At 72.4% G+C, this 14,329-nt stretch carries 15 protein-coding genes and 1 pseudogene; 12 read left to right on the top strand and 4 right to left on the bottom strand.

Annotation, left to right across the window (positions count from 1 at the left end; genetic code table 11):
* Positions 1-71: 71 nt before the first annotated feature.
* Both AB0924_RS14465 and AB0924_RS14460 read right to left on the bottom strand, forming a co-directional pair.
* The gene (locus AB0924_RS14465) at positions 72-341 is read right to left on the bottom strand and encodes a hypothetical protein (RefSeq protein ID WP_358935232.1); all 270 of its coding nucleotides are present in this window, start codon (positions 339-341) and stop codon (positions 72-74) included.
* Positions 338-1,201 carry an isocitrate lyase/PEP mutase family protein gene (locus AB0924_RS14460; protein WP_366911530.1) on the bottom strand — a complete coding sequence of 288 codons (864 nt, stop codon included), beginning with the start codon at positions 1,199-1,201 and terminating at the stop codon, positions 338-340. The genes AB0924_RS14465 and AB0924_RS14460 overlap by 4 nt, the downstream gene beginning before the upstream one ends.
* A 278-nt stretch (positions 1,202-1,479) precedes the next feature.
* Between AB0924_RS14460 and AB0924_RS14455 the strand changes: the two are divergent.
* Both AB0924_RS14455 and AB0924_RS14450 read left to right on the top strand, forming a co-directional pair.
* A pseudogene (locus tag AB0924_RS14455) lies at positions 1,480-1,792 on the top strand (Scr1 family TA system antitoxin-like transcriptional regulator); the annotation flags it as partial.
* 113 nt (positions 1,793-1,905) lie between these two features.
* Positions 1,906-2,304 (top strand): VOC family protein, encoded by a 399-nt coding sequence (locus tag AB0924_RS14450; RefSeq protein WP_358935228.1) that lies wholly within the window; start codon positions 1,906-1,908, stop codon positions 2,302-2,304.
* Here AB0924_RS14450 and AB0924_RS14445 read toward each other — a convergent pair.
* Positions 2,290-2,973 carry a helix-turn-helix domain-containing protein gene (locus AB0924_RS14445; RefSeq protein ID WP_366911529.1) on the bottom strand — a complete coding sequence of 228 codons (684 nt, stop codon included), beginning with the start codon at positions 2,971-2,973 and terminating at the stop codon, positions 2,290-2,292. The two genes, AB0924_RS14450 and AB0924_RS14445, sit on opposite strands and share 15 nt — an antisense overlap.
* Positions 2,974-3,046: 73 nt before the next feature.
* Positions 3,047-4,294, bottom strand: a complete 1,248-nt coding sequence (locus AB0924_RS14440; protein ID WP_366911528.1) for a YihY/virulence factor BrkB family protein — start codon at positions 4,292-4,294, stop codon at positions 3,047-3,049.
* Positions 4,295-4,425: 131 nt separating this feature from the next.
* On the opposite strand from AB0924_RS14440, the gene AB0924_RS14435 reads away from it, so the two are divergent.
* The 10 genes from AB0924_RS14435 to cysD all read left to right on the top strand — a co-directional run bounded on the left by AB0924_RS14435 (position 4,426) and on the right by cysD (position 14,327).
* Positions 4,426-6,063: an acyl-CoA dehydrogenase family protein gene (locus AB0924_RS14435; protein WP_366911527.1), complete on the top strand. Its 1,638-nt coding sequence runs from the start codon at positions 4,426-4,428 to the stop codon at positions 6,061-6,063.
* 322 nt (positions 6,064-6,385) lie between these two features.
* Positions 6,386-7,660: a GAF domain-containing protein gene (locus AB0924_RS14430; RefSeq protein WP_366911603.1), complete on the top strand. Its 1,275-nt coding sequence runs from the start codon at positions 6,386-6,388 to the stop codon at positions 7,658-7,660.
* Between the two features lie 193 nt (positions 7,661-7,853).
* Positions 7,854-9,188, top strand: a complete 1,335-nt coding sequence (locus AB0924_RS14425) for a hypothetical protein (protein ID WP_366911526.1) — start codon at positions 7,854-7,856, stop codon at positions 9,186-9,188.
* A gap of 87 nt (positions 9,189-9,275) precedes the next feature.
* Entirely contained in the window at positions 9,276-9,839 is a 564-nt protein-coding gene (locus tag AB0924_RS14420) for a GNAT family N-acetyltransferase (protein WP_366911525.1), read from the top strand.
* Positions 9,840-9,966: 127 nt separating this feature from the next.
* Positions 9,967-10,050 carry a putative leader peptide gene (locus tag AB0924_RS14415; RefSeq protein WP_310739661.1) on the top strand — a complete coding sequence of 28 codons (84 nt, stop codon included), beginning with the start codon at positions 9,967-9,969 and terminating at the stop codon, positions 10,048-10,050.
* 129 nt (positions 10,051-10,179) lie between these two features.
* A complete protein-coding gene (locus tag AB0924_RS14410; RefSeq protein ID WP_358935216.1) occupies positions 10,180-11,880 on the top strand; it encodes a nitrite/sulfite reductase in 1,701 nt (566 codons plus the stop codon).
* Positions 11,877-12,059 carry a hypothetical protein gene (locus AB0924_RS14405; protein ID WP_358935214.1) on the top strand — a complete coding sequence of 61 codons (183 nt, stop codon included), beginning with the start codon at positions 11,877-11,879 and terminating at the stop codon, positions 12,057-12,059. Before AB0924_RS14410 ends, AB0924_RS14405 begins: the two co-directional genes overlap by 4 nt.
* A complete protein-coding gene (locus AB0924_RS14400) occupies positions 12,056-12,766 on the top strand; it encodes a phosphoadenylyl-sulfate reductase (RefSeq protein ID WP_358935212.1) in 711 nt (236 codons plus the stop codon). Before AB0924_RS14405 ends, AB0924_RS14400 begins: the two co-directional genes overlap by 4 nt.
* On the top strand, positions 12,763-13,386 hold the full coding sequence (cysC, locus tag AB0924_RS14395) for an adenylyl-sulfate kinase (protein WP_358935210.1): 624 nt from the start codon (positions 12,763-12,765) through the stop codon (positions 13,384-13,386). The genes AB0924_RS14400 and cysC overlap by 4 nt, the downstream gene beginning before the upstream one ends.
* On the top strand, positions 13,383-14,327 hold the full coding sequence (cysD, locus tag AB0924_RS14390; protein WP_366911524.1) for a sulfate adenylyltransferase subunit CysD: 945 nt from the start codon (positions 13,383-13,385) through the stop codon (positions 14,325-14,327). Before cysC ends, cysD begins: the two co-directional genes overlap by 4 nt.
* Positions 14,328-14,329: the final 2 nt, after the last annotated feature.

The following is a 14,329-nucleotide window of genomic DNA, read 5'->3' as shown; positions in this document are numbered from 1 at the left end:
GTGACGGCCGGGCACCTCCCGCACGGGATGCCCGGCCGTCGTCCTGTGTCACCGCGTCCCCGCGTCGCCCCTCAGCCGTCCTCCTCCCGGCCGGGGGCTCCGACCAGGGCCTCGACCACGTCCACGGCGCTGCCGTCGTGATCGCTGCCGGCGGTGCCGCTGCCGGTCTGCAGGTTGGCCGAGCGGTCGACCTCCAGGATCGAGTCCGCCCGCGAGTTGTCGATGACCGTGATCAGGCCTCCGGACGCGGGTGCCGAAGCGACCGCGGGCACGGCACCGGCCCCGAGCACCGCCGCCGTGAGCACCGCGGCCGCCGTCAGCCGGGGCGCCGCACCCGTCACACGCCCACAGCCTCGGGCCGCGGCCGCTCGCGGGCGATGTTGCGCTCCAGCAGGGCGGTCGACGCCTGTACGCCGACCCCGCTCGCCGGGTCCACCCGCGGCAACCGGCCGTCGGACGCCTTGAGTTCGGTGAGCGCGGAGTCCATGGCCTGGTGTGCGGCGAACAGGCAGGGGGTGCTGTAGATGGCCACGTCGACCCCGAGGCCGGACAGTTCGCCGAGCGACAGGCGGGGCGACTTGCCGCCGGCGATCTGGTTGAACAGCAGCGGCTTGCCCCCGGTGACCTCACGGATCCGCCCGATCCACTCGACGCTGCGCACCCCGTCCACCAGCACCACGTCGGCGTCGGTCGCGGCGAGCCGCTCGGCGCGGTGCAGGATGTCGTGCTCGTCGGTGGCGTCCGTGCGGGCGACGACCACGAGGTCCTGCCTGGCGGCCAGTACCTTCTCCAGTTTCTCCAGGTACTCGTCCAGCGGCAGCACCTGCTTGCCGTCGGCGTGCCCGCAGCGCCGGGGCCGCTTCTGGTCCTCGAGGATCACCCCCGAGGCGCCGATCCGTTCCAGTCCCTCGACGACATGACAGGCGACCTCCGGGTCGACGTACCCGTCGTCGATGTCGACGAGCAGGTGGTGGTGCGGGAACGCGCCCCGCAGCCGCTGGACGAAGGCCACCATGTCCGGCCAGGCGATGAAGCCGATGTCCGGCAGGCCGTAGTGGGAGGCGGCGAAGCCGAAGCCCGATACGAACATCCCGTCGTAGTGCTTGGCCGCGATCGAGGCCGAGTACATGTCGTAGACGCCGATCAGCGGTGTGGTCCCGGGCCCGGCGATCCGCTCGCGCAGTTTCTTCCCGTAGGTCAAGGTCCGGCTCCTTCTGTGGGTGGGTGACGCGGACCCGTGGAGGTCTCCGCGCCTCGGCGCCCTTTACCAAGTCGAAAGATTCCCTGGACGGATGGCTGACCTTCGCCATACGCCGGCTTTACTCACCCCGATGGCCGAACGGGTTCACCGCAGAAACGTCACTCGGTGAGCCGTCCCGCCCACTGCGGGCCCGTGCCCGCCGCCACCTGCGAACGTACAGCTCGTTCGTACGGGCGCGGAGTGGTGAACACAGGCACGGACGTGCGGAGTTCGACCGCATGGGAACGAGCCGGCGGGCACGGAGGAACGCCTCGGCGATGGTCGGCGAGCAGCAGATCGCCTCGATCGAGCAGGGCAGGCGCCCACTGAAGCCGGATCTCGCTGAGCAGTTGGACGAACTCCTCGACACCAAGGGTGTTGTCGGTCGCGCCGAGCAGGATGCCGGAAGTCGATCTCGTCCCGATGCGGGCGGGGGAGTTCCTGGATTGTGAGCGGGAGGCGACGGTGATCTCCTCCTGTGAGAACCGGGTGTTGCCGGGTCTCCTCCGGACGACGGCCTACGCGCGGGCGGTCTTCCGCAGCCGCATGCCGTCGCCCCCGCCTCCTGGGCCGCCTTCCTGCGGCTGACCAAGGACGTCTGACGGGACCGGGCGCTGTCCGTTTTCTTCAAGACCGGACGGCGGGCCCCTGCCTACCGTGGGTCCATGACTCCACGATTCGCCGTGATCGGCGTGGTCGCCTCCGATCTGGCCGCCTCGCTCGCCTTCTACCGTCGCCTCGGGCTGGTCTTCCCGGAAGGGGCCGAGACACAGCCGCATGTCGAGGCCGAACTGCCCGGCGGGCTGGTGCTCGCGCTGGACACCGAGGAGACCGTGCGGTCCTTCCACCCGGCGTGGCGGCCGCCGGCCGCCGGCGGACGGGTCGCGCTCGCCTTCCACTGCGGCTCGCCGGCCGGGGTCGACGCCGTGTACGACGATCTCGTGGGCGCCGGGTACCACGGCGAGCTGAAGCCGTGGGACGCGTTCTGGGGGCAGCGGTACGCCACCGTGCACGACCCGGACGGCAACGGCGTCGACCTGTTCGCCCCGCTAGCCGCCGAGTAGCTCGCCCAGCGTCCGGCCCGCCAGCTGCCGTACGTCGCGGGCGAGGTGCGGCTGGTCCGCGTAGCCGGTGCGCGCCGCCGTCTCGGCGTACGGGATCCCGGAGCGGGCCAGGGCCAGGGCGCGCTGGAGACGCAGGATGCGGGCCAGGGTCTTGGGGCCGTAGCCGAACGCGGTCAGGCAACGGCGGTGCAGCGCGCGTCCGCCGATGCCGAGTTCCGCGGCCGTGACCGCCACCGGGCGGCCCGCGTCCAGGCGCTCCACCAGCCGGCGCAGCAGCGGGTCGGGGCCCTCGGACCCGGCGGCCCAGCGCAGCGCGATGTCCTCCAGGGCCGTCGCCGCATCCGGTGCCGTCGCGACGCGGTCGCACAGCCGCCGGGCCCGGGCGGCAGGCCACAGGTCGGCCAGTTCGACCCGGGTGTCGCGCAGTTCCCGGGCCGGTACGCCGAGCAGGGCGGGCGCGGTGCCGGGGAAGAAGCGCAGGCCCGCCCAGGCGCGGGGCGGGCCCTCGGGGACGTGGGCACGGGTGTCGGGACCGGCGACCAGCAGCCTGCCGTCGCTGAACAGCAGGTCCATGCAGCCGTCGGGCAGTACCGGCCGGGCGGCGGGGTCCTCGGGGGTGCGGCGCCACACCACGGCGCCGGTGAGCCGGGACGGCCGTTCCTCGTACACGAGCGCCAGGCTACGCCGCCGGGCGCGTCCCGGGCGCCGGAACGGTCACCGGGCCGGGCGCCCGCGGCGGCGGTCAGATCCCGTGCGGAGGCGTGTCGCCGTGCCTGCCGTGCTTCCCGTCGACGCCGTTCACGCCGTTGGATCCGGCCGCGCCGTTCGGGCCGGCCGCTCCGGTCCCGCCGGCCGCCCCGTCCCCCTTGTGCGTGTGGTGGTGCGGGTTCCTGGCGTGGGTGCGCAGGCGGGCCGTCACATCCTCCGGGGGGAGGAAGCGGGACCAGCGCTCGGGGAACTCGGAGGGCATGTCGGGGTCGTCCGGGTCGCTCTCGCGGGCCGTGGCGGCCCAGGCGACGTACTCGGCGACCTGTGCCTCGCGCACCCGCTCGTTCGCCTCGCGGGCGGCGGCCGTGGCCGCGGCGGGCCAGACCCGGTCGATGGCGGCGTTCACCGCGGCGCCGACGAGCACGGCGAAGGCGGACACGCCGATCCACAGCAGCACGGCGACGGAGGCGGCGAGGGAGCCGTAGATCGTGGCGCCCTCGATGGTGTTGGTGAGGTAGATCCGCAGCAGCAGGCTGCCCAGGACCCACATGGCGAGGGCGACCAGGGCGCCGGGCACGTCCTCGATCCACGGGGAGCGCACGGGCACGGAGACGTGGTAGAGCGTCGTCAGGAAGACGACCGACAGGACGAGGACGACCGGCCAGTACAGGACCTGCACGAGCGTCTCCGACCAGGGCACGATCCGCACCACCGCGTCCGGTCCGGCCACCATCAGCGGCAGCGCGACCGAGCCGATCAGCAGGGCCACGATGAACAGCAGGAACGCCATGAGCCGGGTCTTGACGATGCCGCGCACGCCGTCGAGGCCGTACATCACGGTGATGGTGTCGATGAAGACGTTCACCGCGCGGGAGCCCGACCACAGGGCGAAGAGGAAGCCGATGGAGATGACGTCGGGCCGGCCGCCGGCCATCACGTCGTGCAGGATCGGCTCGGCGATCTCCTTGACGCCCTTGTCGGACAGGACGGTGCGGGAGGCCTCGAGGAGGTTGTTCTCCAGGCTCTGGATGGTGTCGGCGCCGGTCCAGGCGTCGACGTAGCCGAGGAGACCGATGAGGCTCAGCAGCAGCGGCGGCACCGACAGCAGCGTGAAGAACGCCGCCTCGGCCGCCAGGCCCAGGATGCGGTACTCCATGCACGAGTTGACGGTGTCCTTGAGAAGCAGCCAGGCCATCCTGCGCTTGGATACGTTCCGGTAGAGGGCTCTGGCCCGGTGGAGACGGCCGGCGGGCCGCTCGGGGGTTTCACTTCCTGGCTGCACGACCTAACGGTATCCGTCGTACCGGACCGCCCTCACCTTCCGGGGGTGGACGACCGGGCCCGGCGCGCTGCGCAACGGCGCCGCGTCGCTCCGGGGGCAGCATCGGCCCGATCGCGGGTAGGTTCGCAGTCATGGCAGGCAACCCCACGCACACCGTGACGAACCAGCCGCCCCCGCTGGTGGGCTACGACGTCTTCGGCGCCGACCGGGCCCTCGTGGAGGCCGTCGAGCGGCACACCGCCGCCGAGGTGCTGGACGAGGTGCGCGCGGAACTGTCCGCGCTGGGCCGGGCCGCCGGGTCGCAGCAGGTGCAGGAGTGGGGGGCGCAGGCGAACGAGTTCCCGCCGCGGCTGCGCACGCACGACCCCTACGGCCACCGGATCGACGAGGTGGACTTCCATCCGGCCTGGCACCGCCTGCTCGGCAAGGGCGTCTCGGCGGGGCTCACCGGCGCCTGGACCCGGCCGGCGGGGCATGTGCGCCGGGCGGCCGGGTTCCTGGTGTGGACCCAGGTCGAGGCGGGCAACTGCTGCCCGCTGTCGATGACCCACGCTGCCGTGCCCGCGCTGCGGGCCGATCCGGCGCTGGCCGCCGAGTGGGAGCCGCGGCTGACGTCCACCATCTACCACCGAGGGCTGTGGCCCCCCGCCAAGAAGGCCGGCGCCCTGTTCGGCATGGGCATGACCGAGAAACAGGGCGGCAGCGACGTACGGGCCAACAGCACACAGGCCCGGCCGCTCACCGAGGCCGGGACGTACGCGCTGACCGGGCACAAGTGGTTCTGCTCGGCACCCATGTCGGACGGCTTCCTCGTGCTCGCGCAGGCCCCCGGTGGGCTCACCTGCTTCCTCGTGCCCCGCGTCCTCGCCGACGGCAGCCGCAACGTGTTCCTGATCCAGCGGCTGAAGGACAAGCTCGGCAACCGGTCCAACGCCTCCGCCGAGGTCGAGTTCGACGGCACCTGGGCGCGCGTGGTCGGCGAGGAGGGGCGCGGGGTCCGTACGATCATCGACATGGTCGCCGCGACCCGGCTGGACTGCGCGCTCGGCTCGGCCGGGCTGATGCGGCAGGCGGTGGCGCAGGCGGTGCACCACTGCGAGCACCGGGAGGCCTTCGGCGGCAGGCTGATCGACAAGCCGCTGATGCGCAATGTGCTCGCCGACCTCGCGCTGGAGTCCGAGGCCGCGACCACGCTGGCACTCCGGCTCGCCGCCGCCCATGACGACGGGAGCGAGCAGGAGCGCGCCTTCCTGCGGCTCGCGGTCCCGGCCGCCAAGTACTGGATCACCAAGCGCTGCGCCCCGCTGACGGTGGAGGCCGCCGAGTGCCTGGGCGGAAACGGGTACGTCGAGGAGTCGGGTCTGCCCCGGCTGGTGCGCGAGTCGCCGCTGAACTCCGTCTGGGAGGGCGCGGGGAACGTACAGGCGCTGGACGTGCTGCGGGCGCTGCGGCGAGAACCGGGCGCGCTGGACGCCTGCCTCACCGAGATCGGCCGGGCGCACGGCGCCGACCACCGGCTGGACCGGGCGGTGAAGGACCTGTTCACCGAGCTGGCCGACCTCGACGGGATCGAGGGCCGGGCCCGGCGGCTGGTGGAGCGGCTCGCGCTGGTGCTCCAGGGATCCCTGCTGGTGCGGTTCGCGCCGCCGGAGGTCGCCGACGCGTTCTGCGCCTCCCGGCTCGGCGGCGATCGGGGCGGCTCGTTCGGCACGCTGCCCGCGGGCCTGGACCTGGCCTCGGTGGTGGAGCGGGCACGGCCGGTGTCCTGAACCGGACGGCCCTGCCCCGTCACGGGCGCACGTCGCGGGGGTGGTGCTGCGCCGACACGGCACCACCCCCGCTGAATGGGCCCGTTGAAAGGCCAGAACGCCGCCCATGGGCGGCGCCGTGGACAAGTCTCGGGTGTCCTCGTGCGGTTCACCAGGGTTGCAGGGGGTTGCAACTTATTGATGACTGTGCGCGGAGTCTGTGCCTCCGGCATGCGCCCGGCGGCAGTATGTGCACTGAAGCCGACCGGAAACCGCCGCCCGGTATGGCTTGACAAGTGTGTTCGAGGCCCTCCCGGGAGGATCACCCGTGGTGAACCCGCCGATGAACCTGGCGCGTCTGGCCGCCGTGGACGCGGCGCAGGCGGCGCGGGTACTGAGCGAGGTGCGTGAGGCGACACTCGCCGGGCGGCGTGCGCGGATCGCGCCCCGCCCGGTGATCGAGCAGTCCTGGGGGCGGATGCTGCGCAGCGGCGTCGACCCCGACCACGACTTCAGATCCGGTCTGCTGTCCGCCGACGAAGTGCGGCGCAGACGCGAGGAGTCACCGCTGCGGCAGGTGCTGCCGGTGCTGCGCGAGGGACTGCTTTCGGTCGCGGACGTCGCCCAGCACATCATGGTCGTCGCCGACGCCGAGGGACGCGTGCTGTGGCGGGAGGGGTCGCCGCAGGTGCTGCGCAAGGCCGACGGCCTCGGCTTCGAACTCGGCGCGGACTGGCGGGAGGACGTCGTCGGCACCAACGGCGTGGGCACCCCCGCGGTGGTGCGGCGGCCGGTGCAGGTGTTCGCCGCCGAGCACTTCGTCCGCTCGCACGCCTCCTGGACCTGCACGGGCGCCCCCATCGCCGACCCCAGGGACGGCCGGCTCATCGGAGTGGTGGACATCAGCGGCCCGCTGCGCACCATGCATCCGGCGACCCTCTCCTGGGTGGACTCCGTGGCGAAACTCGCCGAGGCCCGGCTGCGGGAGCTGCACCTGGACTCGCTGGAGCGGCTGCGCACGGTGGCGGCGCCGGTGCTGGCCCGGCTGGACGGCCGGGCGCTGGTGGTGGACCGGGACGGCTGGGCGGCGGCGGTGACCGGGATGCCGTACCTGCGGCGGCTCGGCCTGCCCAAGTCGCTGTCCCCGGGGCGCCGGTGGCTGCCGCCGCTGGGCCACTGCTCGGTCGAGCCGCTGGCCGGCGGCTGGCTGCTGCGGGTGGCGGACGAAACGCCGCCGGGCACCGCGAGCCGGGTGCGGCTGGATCTGCGCCGGGCGGGCCGTGCCTCGGTGACCGTGTGCGGTACGGCCGGCTCATGGACCCGGGAACTCAGTCCGCGGCACGCCGAGTTGCTGTACCTGCTCGCCGAGCACCGGGGCGGGCGGGGGGCGGCGGCCCTGGCGGAGGACCTGTTCGGCGATCCGTCCAGAACGGTGACCGTACGGGCCGAGATGTCCAGGATCCGACGGTACTTGGGGGATCTGCTGCAGCATCGGCCGTACCGTTTCCGCGAGGACGCGGAGGTCGAGGTGCTGTCCCCCGGCAACCCCCGCGACCTGCTGCCCCGGTCGGTGGCCCCGGCGGTGGCCGCACGGCGGCGGGCGGCGGGCGCGGACTGAGGGCGAACCGGACGGCGGCGTCCGGGAACCGGCGGCGCGAGCGGACCACCCGGTCCGGGTGGGTGTCTTTCGCGTATTTGGGGGTCTTGGCCCTGCACCGCCCCTTACTGCCGTAGCATCCCTGTGGGCCTCCCCACCCGCTCCTCGGTCAACGTACGGACCATCAGGAGCAGTTGGCCCGTCGGGAGGAATCATGAAGCATCGCGGCAGACACCGCAGACGCAGACGGGGCACAGCCCTGCGCGCGGTCCTCACCGGGACCGCGCTGGCACTCACCGCGGCCGCCACGCTGATCAGCACCTCGCAGGCCGAGGTCGCCGAGAGCCCCGGCGCGCTCCAGCCGTTGACCTCCGCCTCGGACACCGCCCGGCTCGGGCTCCAGGAGCACCTGGTGCCCGCCCGCGACCTGAACAGGCTCGCCGCGTCCATGGGCCGCCCGGTCGGTGTGAGCGCCGTCCTGGGGAGCGCCGACCGCACTCTGCGCGAGGCCGCCGACTGCGCCCCGGACGACCGGGCGACCCTGCCCGTCGCCCCGTCCGCCGACCGCGCCTACTGCTGGGACCGGACCGACACCGCCGACACCGCCTGGCGGCCGCACTCCGTCACCACCTCCGGGGACGCCGACGACGACGGCGTCTGGGGCACCCACCGGGTGATCCTCACCGGCTGGACCCGCACCACCGCCGACGGGCCCACGGCCGGCCGGGGGCCGGCCCGGGTCGCCTTCATCGACGCCGACGACCCCGCACGGCCCGTCTACCGCTGGGTACTGCTGGTGGTGCCCGTCGACGGCGGCCGCGACTACCGCGGCCTGTCCTCCACCCTGTCCGGCATGGTCTGGTACCAGGACAAACTGCTGGTCACCACCCGCTCCGGCAGCTCCGAAGCGCTCTACGTCTACGACCTCGACCGCATCCAGCGCACTACGGCGGACACGCCCGTGATCGGCCGGGTGCCCGGCGGCTGGTCCGCCGAGGGCTACCGGTACGTGATGCCCGCCGTCGGCTCCTACCGCTTCACCGCCGGCCGCTGCACCGCCTCCGGGCCGCCCTGTCCGGCCACCCTCTCCCTGGACCGCGGCACCGCGCCCGACAGCCTCGTCGCCGCCGAACGGACCGCGCCCGGCGGCGACCGTCGCACCCGGCTGTGGCGGTACGCGTTCGACAGCTCCCCCGCGCGCGGCGGACTGCTCGCCACCGACGCCGCCGGACGGGCGGACGCGATCGAGGCCTACCGGACCCGGGTGACCGGCATCAACGGCGCGCTGTCCCACCGGCGGGCCGGAGCGGGCTCCCCGTCCTGGTACGTGGGACGCGCGTCCGGCACGGGAGACGGTCACGGCGGCCTGTGGCGCCAGGACAGCACGGACGCCAAGGCGGCACGCTGCGGCTTCGACGCCTCCCACCACTGCTGGGCCGAGTCGGCGGGCTCCCTGTCGTACTGGGAGGAGACGGGCGAGGTGTGGTCCCTCTCCGACCGCATGCTGTTCGCGGTGCCCCTGACCGCGCTCGACCGCTCGCTGAGGTGACGGCCGGCGGCCGCTCATCGGGCCGGGGCGGGCCCGAGTGACCTGGCCGATCGACAGCCGGGCCGGTGGGATGGTTCCCTGGCCCGCATGAGCAGCGTCACCGTCACCACCTGGTCCCTGGAACAGAACTCGTCGGCCGACCTCCTGCCGGCCGCCGCCCCCGAGGGCGACGTCCGGATCGTCCGCGCCGAGGTCCCCTCCCCCGAGTTCAGCCGCTTCCTGTACGCCTCCGTGGGCGGCGACATCCGCTGGACGGACCGGCTCGGGTGGACCTACGCGCGGTGGCAGGAGTACCTCGGCCGTCCGGGCGTCGAGACCTGGGTGGCCTACGACCGCGGCACCCCCGCCGGATACATCGAGCTGGAGGCGCACGACGAGGGCGTGGTCGAGATCGCCTACTTCGGGCTGATCCCCGCCTTCCGCGGCCGCCGTATCGGCGGCCACCTGCTCTCGCACGGCACGGCCCGCGCCTGGGACCTGGCCGAGCGGTGGCCCGGGCGGGCGCCGACGAAGCGGGTGTGGGTGCACACGTGCAGCAAGGACGGCGAGTTCGCCATGGACAACTACCAGCGGCGCGGGTTCCGGCTGTTCGACACGAAGGTGGAACTCGAGCCGGAGGCCGCGACGCCCGGCCCGTGGCCCGGCGCCTGACCCCGAACCCGTCAACCCCCCGGCCCGGAGCGTGACCCACAACACCCCGTCTCGCCATTCAGAATAGTTCCGTCCATATTACGGACGAAGGTGGACTGGCCGGAGATCCGCGTGACACGCTTCCGTCATGCCTGGAACTGGAATTGCCTTGGTGAGTCGGCGGCACGTCGACCTCGGCCGCATGTCCAGCGCCATCTGTCCGGCGAGCTGACAACTCCAGCACCGCCGATCTCCCCGCACCTCTCTCCCTGCTGCGCAACGGCGCGCACGCATGCCCCCGTGCGCCCGCATGCGCAGATCAGAGCCGCGTTTCCCGCCTGTCCCGAAGGACGTAACAGCCATGGCCGCCACCCCGCAGAACCCTGCCGCCTCCGCGCCCCGCCGCAAGGTGAGCCGTCACCGCGGTGAGGGTCAGTGGGCCGCGGGTCACTTCACCCCGCTCAACGCCAACGAGCAGGCCAAGAAGGACGACGACGGTCTCAATGTGCGGACACGCATTGAGACGATCTACTCGAAGCGGGGCTTCGACTCGATCGACCCCGGTGACCTGCGCGGCCGGATGCGCTGGTGGGGCCTGTACACCCAGCGCAAGCCCGGGATCGACGGCGGCAAGACCGCGATCCTGGAGCCGGAGGAGCTGGACGACGAGTTCTTCATGCTCCGGGTGCGCATCGACGGCGGCGCGCTCACCACGGAGCAGCTCCGGGTCATCGGTGAGATCTCGCAGGAGTTCGCGCGGGGCACCGCGGACATCACCGACCGGCAGAACGTCCAGTACCACTGGATCCGCATCGAGGACGTGCCCGGGATCTGGGACCGGCTCGAGGGCGTGGGCCTGTCGACCGTCACCGCGTGCGGCGACACCCCGCGTGTGATGATCGGTTCGCCGGTCGCGGGCATCGCCGAGGACGAGATCATCGACGGCACTCCGGCACTGGAGGAGATGAAGCGCCGGGTCCTCAACAACAAGGCGTACTCGAACCTCCCCCGGAAGTTCAAGACGGCCATCTCGGGGTCGCCGCTGCTGGACGTGGTGCACGAGATCAACGACGTGGCGTTCGTCGGCGTACGGCACCCCGAGCACGGGCCGGGCTTCGACCTGTGGGTCGGCGGCGGTCTGTCCACCAACCCGAAGCTGGGCGTGCGGCTCGGCGCCTGGGTGCCGCTGGACGAGGTCGCCGACGTCTACGAGGGCGTCGTCTCGATCTTCCGTGACTACGGCTACCGCCGGCTTCGCAACCGGGCCCGCCTGAAGTTCCTGGTCGCCGACTGGGGCCCGGAGAAGTTCCGCCAGGTGCTGGAGGACGAGTACCTGGGCGGCCGCAAGCTGATCGACGGCCCCGCGCCCGAGCAGCCGGTGCGGCAGTGGCGCGACCACATCGGCGTGCACCGGCAGAAGGACGGCCGGTTCTACGTCGGGTTCGCCCCGCGCGTCGGCCGGGTCGACGGCGCCACCCTCACGAAGATCGCCGACCTCGCGGAGGCGCACGGCTCGGGCCGGGTCCGCACCACCGTCGAGCAGAAGATGATCATCCTCGACGTCGAGCAGGACCAGGTCGACTCGCTGGTCGATGGCCTGGAGGCGCTGGACCTCACCGCCCGGCCGTCCTCCTTCCGGCGCGGCACCATGGCCTGCACCGGCATCGAGTTCTGCAAGCTGGCCATCGTGGAGACCAAGCAGCGCGGCGCGCAGCTCATCGACGAACTCGAGCGCAGGCTGCCGGACTTCGACCAGCCGATCACCATCAACCTGAACGGCTGCCCGAACGCCTGCGCCCGCATCCAGGTGGCGGACATCGGTCTCAAGGGCCAGTTGGTCCTGGACGACGACGGCAACCAGGTCGAGGGCTACCAGGTGCACCTCGGCGGCGCGCTCGGCCTGGAGGCCGGCTTCGGCCGCAAGGTCCGCGGCCTGAAGGTCACTTCGGCCGAGCTGCCCGACTACATCGAGCGGGTCCTCAAGCGCTACGAGGCCGAACGCCAGGACGGCGAGCGCTTCGCCACCTGGGCCGCCCGGGCTTCCGAGGAGGCTCTGTCGTGAGCGAGCGGGCGGCGCCCTTCTACTGCCCCTACTGCGGCGACGAGGACCTGCGGCCCGGCGAGCAGGGGCACGGCGCCTGGGAATGCGGGGCGTGCAACCGCGCTTTCCAGCTGAAGTTCCTCGGGCTGCTCGCCCGGGGGCTCCAGCGAGCCGACAACGGAGGGGACGAGCGGACATGACGACGACTCAGCAGGAGCGCACCGCCGAGGAGTTGAAGGCACTCGCCGAGCAGGCGGGCCGGGACCTGGAGAACGCCACCGCGCTGGAGATCCTCCAGTGGGCGGTCGACACCTTCGGGGCGAAATTCTGCGTCACCTCCTCGATGGAGGACGCCGTGGTCGCCCATCTCGCCTCCCGCGCCCGCAAGGGCGTGGACGTCGTCTTCCTCGACACCGGCTACCACTTCCCGGAGACCATCGGCACCCGGGACGCCGTGGAGGCCGTGATGGACGTCAGCGTCATCACCCTCACGCCGCGTCAGACGGTCGCCGAGCAGGACGCGGAGTACGGCCCGAAGCTGCACGACCGCGACCCCGACCTGTGCTGCGCGCTGCGCAAGGTGAAGCCGCTGGAGGAGGGCCTGAGGGGCTACCAGGCCTGGGCCACCGGCCTGCGCCGCGACGAGTCCCCGACCCGGGCGAACACCCCGGTCGTCGGCTGGGACGAGAAGCGGCGGAAGGTCAAGATCTCCCCCATCGCCCGCTGGACCCAGGACGACGTGGACGCCTACGTCGCCGAGCACGGCGTGCTCACCAACCCGCTGCTGACGGACGGATACCCCTCCATCGGCTGCGCCCCCTGCACCCGCCGCGTCCTGGAGGGCGAGGACGCGCGCGCCGGCCGCTGGGCGGGGCGCTCCAAGACCGAGTGCGGGCTGCACGGATGACGGCGCACACAGCTACGCACACCGCGCCCACAGGTCCGGCTGTTACCGCTTTCACCGAAGCCACCGACACCCAGGAGAACCACGTGACCACCGGAGCCACCGTCTGGCTCACGGGTCTGCCGAGCGCCGGCAAGACCACCATCGCGCACGAGCTGGCCGGCCGGCTGCGCGCCGAGGGCCACCGCGTCGAGGTGCTCGACGGCGACGAGATCCGCGAGTTCATCTCGGCGGGCCTCGGCTTCGGCCGCGAGGACCGGCACACCAATGTGCAGCGCATCGGCTTCGTCGCCGAACTGCTCGCCCGCAACGGTGTGAAGGCGCTGGTCCCGGTGATCGCGCCCTACGCGGACAGCCGTGAGGCCGTGCGCAAGCGGCACGCGGAGAACGGGACGCCGTACCTGGAGATCCATGTGGCGACCCCGGTCGAGGTGTGCTCGGTACGGGACGTGAAGGGGCTGTACGCCAAGCAGGCGGCGGGTGAGCTGACGGGGCTGACGGGCGTGGACGACCCGTACGAGGAGCCCGAGACACCCGACCTGCGGATCGAATCGCAGCACCAGACCGTGCGGGAGTCCGCCGTCTCGGTGCATGCCCTGCTCAGTGAGAGGGGACTGGCATGACGACCGTCGCCGAGACCGCGGCCGGTGGCGAGGGCACGGACACTCCGTACGCCCTGTCGCACCTGGACGCGCTGGAGTCCGAGGCGGTGCACATCTTCCGCGAGGTCGCGGGCGAGTTCGAGAACCCGGTGATCCTTTTCTCCGGTGGCAAGGACTCGATCCTGATGCTGCACCTGGCGCTGAAGGCGTTCGCCCCGGCCTCGATCCCCTTCTCGCTGCTCCATGTGGACACAGGACACAACTTCCCCGAGGTGCTGCAGTACCGCGACCGTGTGGTCGCCGAACATGGGCTGCGACTCCATGTGGCGTCCGTACAGGACTACATCGACCGCGGTGTGCTCAAGGAGCGTTCCGACGGCACCCGTAACCCGCTGCAGACCCTTCCGCTGACGGAGAAGATCCAGAGCGAGAAGTTCGACGCGGTCTTCGGCGGCGGGCGGCGCGACGAGGAGAAGGCCCGCGCCAAGGAGCGGGTGTTCTCCCTGCGGGACGAGTTCTCCCAGTGGGACCCGCGCCGGCAGCGCCCCGAGCTGTGGAACCTGTACAACGGGCGGCACGCCCCGGGCGAGCACGTCCGCGTCTTCCCGCTGTCCAACTGGACCGAGCTGGACGTCTGGCAGTACATCGCCCGCGAGGGCATCGAGCTGCCGGAGATCTACTTCGCCCATGAGCGCGAGGTGTTCCAGCGGGCGGGGATGTGGCTGACGGCCGGTGAGTGGGGCGGCGCCAAGGACGGCGAGACCGTCGAGAAGCGCCTGGTGCGCTACCGCACGGTCGGCGACATGTCCTGCACCGGCGCCGTCGACTCCGACGCGACCACGCTGGACGCCGTCATCGCCGAGATCGCCGCGTCCCGGCTCACGGAGCGGGGCGCGACCCGCGCCGACGACAAGCTCTCCGAGGCCGCGATGGAAGACCGCAAGCGCGAGGGGTACTTCTAAGC

Source organism: Streptomyces sp. NPDC047869 (genome assembly GCF_040704065.1).
In the GTDB taxonomy this organism is placed as follows: Bacteria; Actinomycetota; Actinomycetes; order Streptomycetales; family Streptomycetaceae; genus Streptomyces.
Note: the sequence above shows the minus strand (reverse complement) of the source record. Positions and strands in the feature narration are given on the sequence as shown.